General features: G+C 43.5%; 15 protein-coding genes. 6 read left to right on the top strand and 9 right to left on the bottom strand.

From position 1 onward, the window contains the following. Positions 1-9: 9 nt before the first annotated feature. Entirely contained in the window at positions 10-1,443 is a 1,434-nt protein-coding gene (locus GFS24_RS25955; RefSeq protein ID WP_173003201.1) for an aspartyl protease family protein, read from the top strand. Here the strand turns inward: GFS24_RS25955 and GFS24_RS25960 are convergent. Further along, positions 1,440-2,090: a hypothetical protein gene (locus GFS24_RS25960; protein ID WP_153664846.1), complete on the bottom strand. Its 651-nt coding sequence runs from the start codon at positions 2,088-2,090 to the stop codon at positions 1,440-1,442. The genes GFS24_RS25955 and GFS24_RS25960 overlap by 4 nt on opposite strands. 30 nt (positions 2,091-2,120) lie before the next feature. Continuing rightward, positions 2,121-2,342 (bottom strand): hypothetical protein, encoded by a 222-nt coding sequence (locus GFS24_RS25965; RefSeq protein WP_153664848.1) that lies wholly within the window; start codon positions 2,340-2,342, stop codon positions 2,121-2,123. A 275-nt stretch (positions 2,343-2,617) separates the two neighbouring features. Here GFS24_RS25965 and GFS24_RS25970 point away from each other — a divergent pair, with 275 nt between their 5' ends. From GFS24_RS25970 to GFS24_RS25980, 3 genes are read left to right on the top strand one after another with little or no spacing between them, the layout of a single operon-like run. Next, positions 2,618-3,376 (top strand): AraC family transcriptional regulator, encoded by a 759-nt coding sequence (locus GFS24_RS25970; RefSeq protein WP_153664851.1) that lies wholly within the window; start codon positions 2,618-2,620, stop codon positions 3,374-3,376. A 25-nt stretch (positions 3,377-3,401) separates the two neighbouring features. Next, on the top strand, positions 3,402-3,809 hold the full coding sequence (locus GFS24_RS25975) for a VOC family protein (protein WP_153664853.1): 408 nt from the start codon (positions 3,402-3,404) through the stop codon (positions 3,807-3,809). Between the two features lie 58 nt (positions 3,810-3,867). Next, positions 3,868-4,845 (top strand): GlxA family transcriptional regulator, encoded by a 978-nt coding sequence (locus tag GFS24_RS25980; protein WP_153664855.1) that lies wholly within the window; start codon positions 3,868-3,870, stop codon positions 4,843-4,845. 19 nt (positions 4,846-4,864) lie between these two features. Here the strand turns inward: GFS24_RS25980 and GFS24_RS25985 are convergent, their stop codons facing one another. The 4 genes from GFS24_RS25985 to GFS24_RS26000 form a co-directional block, all read right to left on the bottom strand. Next, positions 4,865-6,091 (bottom strand): hypothetical protein, encoded by a 1,227-nt coding sequence (locus GFS24_RS25985; protein ID WP_153664857.1) that lies wholly within the window; start codon positions 6,089-6,091, stop codon positions 4,865-4,867. Between the two features lie 144 nt (positions 6,092-6,235). Then, positions 6,236-6,646, bottom strand: coding sequence for a fasciclin domain-containing protein (locus GFS24_RS25990; protein ID WP_153664859.1), 411 nt, complete (start codon positions 6,644-6,646; stop codon positions 6,236-6,238). Between the two features lie 83 nt (positions 6,647-6,729). Beyond that, a complete protein-coding gene (locus GFS24_RS25995; protein WP_153664861.1) occupies positions 6,730-7,566 on the bottom strand; it encodes an oxaloacetate decarboxylase in 837 nt (278 codons plus the stop codon). Positions 7,567-7,608: 42 nt separating this feature from the next. Continuing rightward, positions 7,609-8,076 (bottom strand): DUF5763 domain-containing protein, encoded by a 468-nt coding sequence (locus GFS24_RS26000; protein WP_173003187.1) that lies wholly within the window; start codon positions 8,074-8,076, stop codon positions 7,609-7,611. Between GFS24_RS26000 and GFS24_RS26005 the strand changes: the two genes are divergently transcribed. After that, positions 8,061-9,449: a glycosyl hydrolase family 28 protein gene (locus tag GFS24_RS26005; protein ID WP_216647535.1), complete on the top strand. Its 1,389-nt coding sequence runs from the start codon at positions 8,061-8,063 to the stop codon at positions 9,447-9,449. The genes GFS24_RS26000 and GFS24_RS26005 overlap by 16 nt on opposite strands. A 25-nt stretch (positions 9,450-9,474) precedes the next feature. On the opposite strand, the gene GFS24_RS26010 is transcribed toward GFS24_RS26005, so the two are convergent. After that, on the bottom strand, positions 9,475-10,755 hold the full coding sequence (locus GFS24_RS26010) for an OmpA family protein (protein ID WP_153664867.1): 1,281 nt from the start codon (positions 10,753-10,755) through the stop codon (positions 9,475-9,477). A 199-nt stretch (positions 10,756-10,954) separates the two neighbouring features. Between GFS24_RS26010 and GFS24_RS26015 the strand changes: the two genes are divergently transcribed. Continuing rightward, positions 10,955-11,389: a carboxymuconolactone decarboxylase family protein gene (locus GFS24_RS26015; RefSeq protein ID WP_153664869.1), complete on the top strand. Its 435-nt coding sequence runs from the start codon at positions 10,955-10,957 to the stop codon at positions 11,387-11,389. Between the two features lie 47 nt (positions 11,390-11,436). On the opposite strand, the gene GFS24_RS26020 is transcribed toward GFS24_RS26015, so the two are convergent. Beyond that, a complete protein-coding gene (locus tag GFS24_RS26020) occupies positions 11,437-11,985 on the bottom strand; it encodes a hypothetical protein (RefSeq protein ID WP_153664871.1) in 549 nt (182 codons plus the stop codon). Position 11,986: 1 nt separating this feature from the next. Beyond that, positions 11,987-12,421: a DoxX family membrane protein gene (locus tag GFS24_RS26025; RefSeq protein ID WP_173003202.1), complete on the bottom strand. Its 435-nt coding sequence runs from the start codon at positions 12,419-12,421 to the stop codon at positions 11,987-11,989. Between the last annotated feature and the right edge of the window lie 68 nt (positions 12,422-12,489).

Below are 12,489 nucleotides of genomic sequence, written 5' to 3' on the forward strand. Positions count from 1 at the left end.
CTTCCACATATGACTGCTTTAAAATTCATCCCTATATGGGCAGGGAGCCTTTTGCTCTTACTGAGCCAGCCACTGATAGCACAATTACCCATCATAAAAGCTACTTCCACCAGCGTAAATATTAAAGATGGCGATCTCTTTCGAAAAGGAATATGGGACCTCTCTCCTTCCACCAGGCCTGATCGTTTTTATCCCATCGGTCCTAAGAGAGAAAGAAAAATGACGTTCTATACGGATATCGATTCTATCTCCTTCCAGGTAAAACCTGGCAATACCTATGATTTCATTATCCTGCTAAATGGCAAAGATTCCTGCTATACGCAAATTTGCTGGCCCGACCCGGTGAAATACATTCCTTCCCGGGATACGATCCCTTTTAAGCTTGGAACAGACAACAGGATACATTTTACCGGGCGCATCAACAACTCCGAAGACATTGACTTTATGTTTGATACAGGCGCTTATGGTATTATCCTTTCCTCATCCGGCAGAAATAAAGTGAACATGACATTCGACGGGATCTATAAAGGGCTTGGATATGGTGGCAGTTATGCTGACTCTACCAGCAAGCACAACAAACTATCCATTGCCAAATTGAAATGGGATAATGTTACTGTTGCCTATAATGAACGGGAAAGTTCGCCGGGTGTCATTGGATTCAAAATATTTGAGAACAAGATCATTGAGATCAATTATGATCAGCAATTCATGGTGATACATGGTGCTGCGTTTCCAATCCCACCAGGTTATACACAAATGGATATGCAGATGAGAGGGCGACTACCTTATATTAAAGTCACTTTGAACGATCATATCACAGATTGGTTTTGCTTCGATACCGGCAACGCAGGATGCCTGAGCCTGGATGATGAATTCTCCATAGAGCATGACCTGTATGCTGCATTGGAAAAGATCGGAGATGGAGTGGCCAAAGGTGCAGGGCCCAATGCCATCAAAAATGTAGTGGCTTTACTACCTTCGCTGCAGATCGGGGAACATACTTTGGCTGCCATCCCTACTCATCTTGAACTTCCATCCCGTGCGGAGAATATTTCATTTGGGCTTATCGGGAATGAAGTACTGAATCGGTTTAATACGATCATTGATTATCAAAACAGCTACATCTATCTTTCTCCGAACGCTTTAATCAAAGCGCCCTTCCGGCAAATAAAACAACGAGAATCAGTCATTCCGCATTTGCAGGTGTATACGGGCACTTATGAACTGGAGGATCATTCCCTGCTGGAAATATCAGTGGAAAACGGACAGTTGATGGGGCGGCCTAAGAATGGGGAGAAGAGGGCATTAACGGTGAGTGGTCAGCACCGGTTCCTGTTGAAAGAGGTGGGCGTTACGCTGGAATTTGAGCTGGATGAAGCTGGAAAAGTAAATAGATTACAGCTCTCTCAAAATGGGCAGCGGATGTTTGCTAAGAAACTTTAGGCGGTTTTGAGGTATTCCAGGAAGTTGGTTTTGCTGCGGGGGATGAAGAACCCTTTGATGCAGTTCATGTTACGGATGCAGATCTGGATGTGGTTTTTATCGTGGATGCCGGCGCCTTCGTATGCGGGGGCGCCTTCGGTGAAGACGCTGCGGGTGGAGTCGAAGGGGAGGTTTTTTAGGAAACCGTGGGTGGAGAGATCTCGTTTGGCCTGAATGTCTTTTCCCTCGTGCATGAATTCTATTACGGCGCAGTCCAGTTCTCTTAAAAGTTTGTCGTTGTTTGCATCATTAGGCGCATTTTTATTTACAGGTAGACTTATGCCATTTTGATTGTAGAACGCTGACATCAATTGGTGCGAATCCTTAAGCGTCTCAATAAAGTGACTATCCAGAAAATCGCAACAATACCCTAAGTTTAATATTGCACCAATAACTGCGGGATCCTTAATAGTCCCTCTCCTTTTCTTCTCAATGGCCCATTGCATTGCCCGCTCAATATTATTCTCCCAAAAGTACATACCATGGCCTAACCAGTCAAACGGCTCCTTACTTATTCTAATAACATCAGGATTCTTAAGCAGACTATCCCTGACCTGGGCATCACAGCCGTGAAAGCCAAAGATCAGATTGGGTTTAACATTATACATAAAAACACTTGATTGGGTGTAACAAACTTATTATCTCTTCATTACCTTCATTACTTTACCTGGGTTATTTTCCTTTATCCAACGCCCAAGATTTTCATACGGTTTCGTGTGTTCTCCATTTTCATCAAGTATACCTGCGTCCTGGAGTTTTTTTGTGGCTTCTTCTGCAGTTAGTGGTTTTTCTCTATTTTCTTTAACAAGTCTCTTAAAGAGAGCAACATCGTTAAGCATGTATTCAGTGTAGTCAATCATAGTTATCTTTTTATAAAATTAAGCGGAATATTTTTTCTTACCAAGAGAATTTCTGCACATGAATTATTGCAGATCATGGTGTGAAATGTTTCATCTATGGGGATACTATAAGTAAACGTAAGGTGAATGATACAGGAAGGTAAAGAGAACCGTGTAGATGGTGTGGAGATGCCCTGGAAATGATGTGGACTTGATGTGGAGGGGCTTTTTGTGGAAATCCGGTAAAACACCAGATAATACAGGGCTTTTAGCGTAAAACGGCCGATATTTGCAACATGCAGGAAACGGCCAATTACATCTACCGGAATGCCCTCCCAAATAAGCCGCTGGAGGACATCATTCAATGCTTCTGGTCTGTACAAAATCCTACGGAAAAAGACCAGGTGTATTCTATTCTTCCTGATGGATATTTTGATGTGATATTCCATTCAGTTAATGGTCAACCTTACAAAGTTTCCCTCTCTGGTTTATGGACAAAGGTAATGCCAGTTGTTGTACCGGCAAATAGTTTTTCTATCGGGATCAGTTTCAAACTACTCGCGGTGGATTATCTTTTTAAACAGCCGATCGCGTCGTTGTTAGATAAAGAACAAATATTACCCGGCAGTCTGTGGAATATTCCATTAACGGATTTTGATTTCGATCATTTTGTGAAACATGCTTTGCAACAGATCAACACTGCTGTTAATAAAGATTTTGATAACAGGAAGCAACTATTATTTGCTATCCTCTACTCCTCTCATGGCAAAGCTTCTGCAGAATCCATCTCTCAAACTATTCATTGGAGCAACCGGCAGATCAGCCGTTATTTTAAAGACAGGTTTGGTATTTCCTTAAAGGCCTATAGTAACATCCTGCGATACAGGGCTTCTTTCGGTCAACTGAAAGAACAACAACTTTACCCGGAAGAAGGTTATGCAGATCAGGCACACTTTATCAGGGATGTTAAAAAGTATTCAGGTGTTACACCCAAAAGATTGGCAGAAAATAAAAACGGCCGATTTATTCAATTATCCACCCTCCGGAAGAAGTAATTTTACATCATAAAATATAATGATGATGGAAAAACTAAGCATGGAAACCGATGTTATAACATGGTTCGAAATTCCTGTGCTGGACACCGCCAGAGCTAAGAAATTCTATGAGACCATCCTGGATATTGAAATGAGGACACAGGCGTTTCCGGAAACAAATGAAGAGTTAACCTTTTTCCCTTCGGCTCCTGGTGTAATTCAGGCTGGTTCAGGCAGAGTGTCTGGCGCGCTTGTGAGGAACAGCCGTTCCAAACCTTCCGCTGAAGGTACTACTGTATACTTAAATGCTTATCCTGTTCTGCAAACAGTAATAGACAAGATCGAAGCTGCCGGCGGGAAAGTAATACTGCCCAGAACACAGATCCCTGCTGGTTATATTTCCGTATTCATCGACACAGAAGGAAACAAAGTGGCGATTCATGCCGGTGAATAACGGTTTCCAACCCATCAACAACAACGAAGGGTATTGCAACATTTTGTATTTTTAGTACATGAAGCTAATATCCATCGTTGTACCGTCGGGTGGCGTTCTTTCCAATATCGAATTCCCCCGCCAGGTATTTACAGAGATCAATGATTATTTAGCCGGACTGGGAAAAGCACCCATATTTAAGATCCAGTTTGTAGGTGTTTGCAAATCCATGCAATTGAATGATGGTTTGTTCACGGTGCAAACAGACATCACTATTGATGAGGCCAGGAAAACGGACCTGATCATTATCCCGGCTGTTTATGGGGACGTGCATAACCATGTGAAGAACAACCTTGCACTGATAGAATGGATGAGGGAGCAATATGCCAAAGGTGCCGAACTGGCCAGCCTTTGTGTAGGTGCATTCTTACTCGCAGGAACGGGACTTTTGACAGGAAGGAAATGTGCCACACATTGGAAAGCCGCCAACAACTTCAGGAATATGTACCCTGATGTAAAACTGGTAGTAGATAAGATCATAACGGATGAAGCTGGTATCTATTCCAGTGGCGGTGGTATCTCTTTCCTGAACCTGATCGTATACCTCGTTGAAAAGTATGCAGGAAAAGATGCCGCTGTCTATTGCGCGAAATTCTTCCAGGTGGATACTGACCGTTACAACCAATCACCTTTCAGCATTTTCCAGGGACAAAAAGATCATAGCGATGAACCGGTGAAACAGGCGCAAACCTATATTGAAAATAATTTCCAGCAGAAAATAACCGTAGATCAATTAGCGGGGATAGTGTCTGTAGGCAAGAGAAGCCTGGAAAGGAGATTTAAAAAAGCTACAGCCAATACACTGAATGAATATACCCAACGGGTGAAAATAGAAGCGGCCAAAAAACACCTGGAAATGAGCAGTAAAAAGATCATGGACATCATGTATGAAGTGGGTTACTCTGATACCAAAACATTCAGAACCTCCTTCAAAATGGTAACAGGGTTGCTGCCTAAAGAATACAGGAATAAATATAACAGGGTGCATCAGATGTGATGGCTGGTGCAAAATTCTTTTATTCCAGTATTAGCCTGATCTCATTATTCTTCTTCATGTCCGTACTGAGGCGCAGATTTTTAGATTTCGTGCCATAACGGATCCTTAGCTCTGCTGTGTTTGGAGGAATTGATCCGAGATTGTCTGCCATAAATAAGAGGGTGTTTTCACCGGGCTGCAGGCGGATGGGGATCTTTTGCAGGGCATTCTTTACAGGGAAGCCGGTTCTGATCCATTCACCGTTCAGACGCAGGGAAATACTATCTCCATCTTCTTTTGCACTGTCCCAGAGTTCCAGTACGATGTTGGCGGTGTCTACTTTTATGCTGGCGAGGGGGATGGATTCTCTTTGGGCACTTTGTTTATAATAGATATCTGCTACCACAAAAGTGGCAAAAGCATTAGCCCTGTGCCGGAAATCGAAGCTGTATTCCTTCTCTCCTATCTTCGTGTACAGGTTCCCGGTATTTGGCGGAAGACGGCCATAGTTGTCTGCAAAGAACACAAACAGGTTGCGGCCGGTATCCAGTTTGATCTGCTGGCGCCGGTTCTGGTCATTTATCTCCTGCCGGCTAAATATCGTTCTGTTGTTATGAAGCAAGGTAACCGTGTCCTTATCGTGTTTTTCCTGGTCTTCTACCTGCATGGTGATCATACTGTCCCCGGCCATGATAGGATCATAGATGCCCAGGTATATGTCTGAGGTTTCCTTTCGCAGGATCCGTCGTACGCTTGAATCTTCCAGTGGTTGGCTGCTGATCTTCTTTAAGGTAATGGAATCCCTGTATAAAAATTCCCTTAATTGCACTTTGGTGTTCGTATAGAGCTCATCATCATCCAATCCCCGCATCCAGATGCCAAAACCATCTATCCACATCCTTTTCACGGATATCTTTCCCTCCTGGAAATTCAGGGTACCATTGATATACCACATCCAGATGCCCAGTTTGAAGGGTGTTTCCAGCAAAGGGTATTTGCCACGGCCGATGCCCAGCTGCTGATCATTCTTCCTGGCCAGCAGCACTTCGTAAATACCGGTAAAGGAACCGTATTGTAGCTTGATCTTGGCAGGATAGAGAACACCTCGTTCCGGGGCACCTATTTTTAACTCGAGGATTATAGCAGGAATGTGAGGCCAGCGTTTGCTGCTCATCTGCCAGGTACCGGCCCATTTATCGGCCTGTGCCATTACAGTATGCGTAATGCCGGTTAACAAAATAAACCATATGAGCAGTTTCCGATTCAATGCTGAAAATTAATGATTTATCTTTTTTGTCGCAACAAAAAAAATGCAGGCGGGCATATCATAGATCTGAAAGCGGGAGATAAAAAGTGTGGAACGGGGCGGGAAGAATTGAGAAGGCCGGTTTGACCTTCTCTTTTTATACGACTAACTTTTCTGAAATACAGTATCAGTAGCGTGTATTGTTCCGTTTGTTATTCTGGCTTCACGTTCCAGGATAACAGCTCCGCCAATACTCACTTTTCCTTCTTTCACTTCTACTGCCAGCACTGTGCCGCCTAATGTATTCAGTTTATCACCGTCCTTCAGATCTTTAAAAAGGATCTTTCCGTTCACGATGTGATTATTCATCAGGTCTGTAAGTTTCAGCTTATTGTCCTTTTCAAGAAGGCCTTCCATTATCCCTTTATCCAGTTTATCAAAAGCAATATCATTAGGAGCGAAAAAAGTGAACGGGCCCCTGCTGCTCAGCAATTGATCCAGGTCTGAGGAGTGAACACCTTTTTTTAAAGTTTTCAGGTATCTGTCTGTGTTAATAACCTGCGTAATATTTGACATTTTGTTGTTTTACCTGCCGATAGTATAACCGGCAACAACAAAAGGTAAGCTTAATTAAACGTAATCACTGATAATGTTATATATCACAATGTTTTAAATACTTCATTTAACCGCGCATATGGAACCGCATCTTTCACGAAAGAGAAAGTACCTTTTTCTCTGATCTCCTGCGCCGCATAATAGAAACTGCCATAAGCCGCACGTGCAAGGGAAGAACCAAGGCTTACTCTTTTTACACCCAATTGTTCCAGTTCATCCAATGAAAAAATTACATTGCCCAATCCCATTACCACGCTTATCGGTTTGGGCGCTACCGCTTTTACAACACTTTCAATTTCTTCGCGCGTTTTCAAACCTGGTGCAAAGAGCACATCTGCCCCTGCTTCTGCATAGGCTACTAATCTGCGTATTGTATCTTTCAGGTCTATGCGCCCATAGATGAGGTTTTCTGCCCTTGCAGTGAATGTAAAAGGGAATGGCAGGCTGCGGGCTGCTTCTACGGCTGCGCGTACACGCGCTACAGATAATTCAAATGGATAGATAGGATCATCCGGGCGCCCGGTGGCGTCTTCTATGGAACCTCCGGCAAGTCCGGCTTTTGCGGCTTGTAAGATAGTAGTAGCACAAGCTTCCGGTTCATCTCCGTAGCCGTTTTCCAGATCAGCAGAAACGGGGAGATCTGTGGCGGCAATAATATCCTGTATGTTCTTTAATGTTTCTTCTTTCGTGACTGCTCCTTCCCCATCAGGTTTTCCCAGCATAAAAGCGAGGCCGGCACTGGTGGTGGCGAGTGCTTCAAATCCGAGACTGGCGAGTAATTTTGCGGAGCCGGCATCCCATGGATTGGGGATGACGAATATGCCTTCTCTTTCGTGGAGGGCTTTGAGGGCTGTGGCTTTGGTGTGTTGCGATGGTTTCATTTTTTGCGGGCGTTAGGTTAAGGGGGGAAGTTACGGAAACATTTAATCCGGTTGGTGCTGAAAACAATAGCCATTGGCAATACTTGTTTTGTGCTTACATCTTGTACCGCTTTTAGTCTTTCCACTGCATTGCACCGTTTTGCTTTTGCCTGCTGCTTTATCTTCTGTTGAAATGCGGAGGATGCCAATTACAGGCTTGCATATTTTACAGGGTTCCAAACCTAATTCTTTAACTTTTTCAGGAGTTATTTTCTCCGATACATTTTCTACCATCCTGCAACTGGCCAGATGATACTTTTTGCCTGAAGGGGTTTTATAAATAGATTGACCGCTTGCTGAAAAAGCAAATAACAACAGTATTATTGTAATTCTTATCATAGGCTTGATAAATCTAAGAAAAAAGATAAAATTGCAGGAAGATCTTTTATATGTTAAAATACCGTAAAATACATAGTTGGGGCCTCCTTCCCTGCTTTTTGATATTAGTCCTTTCCATGAAGCCGCCGGCATCAGTAACGGTATACCCTGCCCCAAAGGGAGAGATACTCAGCCAGGCGTTTAAGGTTTCTGCCGGAAAGAAAGATGTTCCGGTTTACCTTGCAAAGGTAGCACCTGCTGATGCTGTCAAACGAGCAAAAGCAATGGACGATAAAGTGAATTCTGCCAACTATTGCGATACAGCCTCCTTTGCTTATTTCGACCTGTCAGGTTCTGCCATTGTTACCGTTACGGTTCCTTCTACTGTAACTTCCGCCAAAGTATTACCTGCTTCGGCTGGCATCACGCCTGTTATTAAAGGAAATACTATTTCTTTTAAAGTCTCCTCTCCTCAGAACCTGACAATTGAGATCAATGGTGAATGGGTACGGTCATTACACCTTTTCGTCAATCCGCCGGAAACAGATATACCCCGCCCCGATGATCCGAATGTTATTTATTTTGGCCCGGGGATACATGAGGTGAGTTCATTAGTTGTGGGCGATAACAAGACTGTATATATTGCCGGTGGCGCTATTGTGCGTGCCATTATTAAGCCGGATGAAAAGTTCCGTGTCAACAAAGAAAGCGGCCTGCGAGGATATGCTCCTACTTTTGATCTCCGGGGAAAGAACATCACCATCCGTGGCCGTGGGATCATCGATCAAAGCGGTTGTACTACACATGCACGGAACGTTATTTCTATTCGTGGATCATCTGATGTACAACTTGAAGGTGTGATCCTTCGGGATGCAAGCCTTTGGACGGTCCCTGTCCGCCAGTCGGACCGCGTGATGATAGATAATATCAAATTACTCGGTTACAGGGCCAACTCTGATGGTATCGACATTGCAAACAGCCGTAACGTAACTGTTCAGCATTGCTTTATCCGTACCCTGGATGACCTCATTGTAGTCAAAGCAGACAAAGATCAGGGAGAAGTAAAACATATAGTAGCCAGGAAATGTGTACTCTGGAACCAGGTGGCGCATGCACTCAGTATAGGTGCAGAGCTTCGGGAGAATGTGGACGATGTACTGTTCACTGACTGTGATATTATTCATGATCAGGGCAGGGAATGGTTGTTGCGGATCTATCAGTGCGATGCCGCTTTGATCAGTAATGTACGATTCGAGAATATCCGCATTGAGCAGGGGAAAAGATATATTTCATTATGGATAGGAAAAGCTATTTGGTCCAGAGATACAGAGAGGGGTCATATAAAGGGTGTAGTATTTAAAGATATCAAAGCCGATGGTGATCCGCTGACAGTGCAATTAGTTGGTATTGATGAAGCACATCTTGTTGAAGATGTCCTCTTTCAAAATGTTGTGCTTAATGGAAAGCAACTTACCAGGGATATAATAGATACGAATGCTTTTGTGAAAGATGTGAGGGTAAAATGACAAATTATCATTTTACCCTGCTTTCTTATAACTTAACAAACTCCACCCGCCGGTTCTTTGCTTTCCCATCACTGTTTGTATTAGGCGCAACGGGCTGCGCCTCTCCTTTCCCGTCTGTCTGTATCCTTGAACCGGCTACCGCATAATTTTCTGTGATATACATCTTCACAGCTGCTGCCCTCTTTTGTGAAAGGGAAACATTTTCAGCGTCCCCACCATCGCTGTCTGTATGGCCGATGATCTTTATTTTAAGGGAGGGATTGGCCACCAGGGCATCGCCAAATTGTTTGATGATATCGTAGGATGCCGGTTTTATCACATCACTGCTCACATCAAAAAGAATATCACTTGTCACAGCCTTCCCTTCTTCCATCAGCTGTTTGATCAGCAGGCTCCGCGCATCCACATTTCCGGAAGCGATGCGTATGTTTCCAAAAACCATTGGCAGTTCAGAAGCCGGTATCACATATCCATTGGTCAGGAAAAAATTATTCCGCATGGGATCTGTTAATGCACGCGGCAGATCCAGGATCTTCGTCTGATCCAGGTAAACCCGTATACGTGTTTTATTGATCGCCATACTCACCCGCAACACATTGTTGACATAAGACGGCAAGGGGAATTCGTTTTTATTGCCCACTACTTCCCGCAAGCCATATTCCAGTGTTCTTCCATCCTTTTCATTATACCTTCGGATAGTTGTATAAAATTTGTCTTTATAATAAAGATCCTCTTTCAGTATATCTTTTACTGGTGTCAGGCCAAAATCAATATTGGGGGTACGTCGTTCGCCTTCATCTAAAAGGATCAGATCGAATTCAATGGTGCAGTTCTCCGGCAGTGCTTTTTTCAATACGGGATTTACAACAGAATTGTGCGATACTTCAAACCAGCGGCCCGGGAAACCATCCACCGTGATCACCTTTCCGGTTCCTGTTGTATTCCAGTTAGCCGGAAAATCCATCAGGGCATCCTTTTCAAAATGATCTTCAAAGATCACCTGGTTGCCTGGTACAAAATCCAGGAAACTGCTCCGCTGGCTCACCCTTACCCTGGGAGCTGCTGTGCCTGCCGCCCCTCTGGCACTGGTTTCTGCAATAACCGGCTTATTAATATTCTTTTTTTCTTTCTTGCTAAAAGAACTGTCCAGGGACTTGTCTGCCTTATCTAAGCCTTTATCAATGGTACGGTCTATCCGCTCATTGGCTTTTCGTTTGGCTCTGTCTTCTATTCTTTTCAGGATATCCTGCCCTTGCAGGGTGATACAATTGAGGAAACATGTCAGGAGAATGAATGTTGTTTTCATTACAAATGTTTTTGAGGTAGGTGCTAAAATTTGGGGTTCAAATATGCCTGCTGATCTATTATCTACTATGGGGTATTAAATACTCTCTGATACGAAGTTATTATTTTTATCAATATCAAGCGCTGGGCTACCTTATATTTTGTAATTGGCATATTCCGTATCCATGGCGTTGGTCTAATTTTGTGGGCAAACAAAACAAATGAAAACACGAATTAAAATTGACAAACTAGAGCCGGCAGGATACAACGCCGTTCTCGGGCTGGAAAAATTCATAGAAAGCACACCACTGACAAGAAAACATAAAGACCTGATCAAGATCAGATCTTCCCAAATAAACGGATGTGCTTTCTGTATTGACATGCATACTAAGGAAGCCCGTAAGGCAGGTGAAACAGAACAACGCATCTATGCCCTGAATGCCTGGCGTGATACGCCTTTCTTCTCAGAAGATGAGCGGGCCATATTGGCGCTGACCGAGGAAGTTACATTGATCAGCAACCATGTAAAAGATGAAACATATGAGCAGGCCGCTAAAGTGCTGGATGAAAAATACCTCGCACAAGTGATCCTGGCAATTATTACTATTAATGTTTGGAACAGGATTGGCATCACGACCAACCTGATACCAGTATAGTGTGTGAAACATAAATAAGAAAGCCCTCTTAGCGAGGGCTTTTCCTTTTATATCTTCGCACTGATACCAATCATCAGTCTTGCTTTATCTGCTTCGGGATCAAAAGCCGGCATTACCCAGATAGTTGATAAAAACTTAGGAATAGTGAACCGAAAATTGGGTCCTATACCATGGAGCCTCCAGGCTGTAAGACCCAGTGTAAAGCGGTCCGTGTATTTATGGAATAAGTTGGCCTTATACAAATAATTCTCCTTCCCGCTACCCAATTCCCCTAAAATAAAGAAGGATGTTTTCCCTTTCCCCGTCCATATACTGGCACCGAAACGAGGGCTGGTTGTTCCATGTTCAATACCAGCGCTTGCACCAACACTAAATGAACTGGATGGAGAATAGGTAGCACCGATCAATGCCTCACTCCATTTTTGTTCTACGAGTCCAAAGAAAGTTAATGCGATCTTCTGTGTGATCTTCTTCGACAAAAAATAATTAATGTTAGGTTCAACCGTGCCCCCTGCAGTATATCTGCCATATACCTCCAGCTGGGCTTGCGCTAAAAATGGCAGAAGGATAAGTAAAAGAGTCAGCATCTTTTTCATCTTATAGCTTAGAATTATCAATACTCCATTTGTACTCAGGGATTGTTGCAAGTAACAGGCTGGCGGTGCAAACCGGAAATACGGCAAAGTTGATGGGGGCTTTGATCCCTAAAAACATGGCCATGGCTGATCCAAAAATGAAGGTCAGTATACAACTGGCGATGGCAGCCTGTCTTGTTCTAAATCCAATAATGAGCAGAATGCCAATAACCACTTCGGCAAAAGTGGCGATGCTCCCCATTACGTTAACGATTGGCCTGTCCAGAAAAGGCATTAGTGTGCCGGTATAACTGATGAAGCTATCCCAGCTCCCCCATTCAATATTTCTGTTTCCGAACGGCCCCAGCAAACCAAGCCTGTCCGATACCGTTGTGAGGAAGCCCATGCCTAATGCAATGCGCAAAAGAAGTTGTGGTACTTTAAATGAATTTGTCATAAACATTGTTTTTATTGATGCAAAACTAGGCACTTGCTGGGCTGTAATTATAGGCCAGTTATAAGAAA

The sequence above is a fragment of the Chitinophaga sp. SYP-B3965 genome (assembly GCF_009647655.1).
Taxonomy (GTDB): domain Bacteria; phylum Bacteroidota; class Bacteroidia; order Chitinophagales; family Chitinophagaceae; genus Chitinophaga.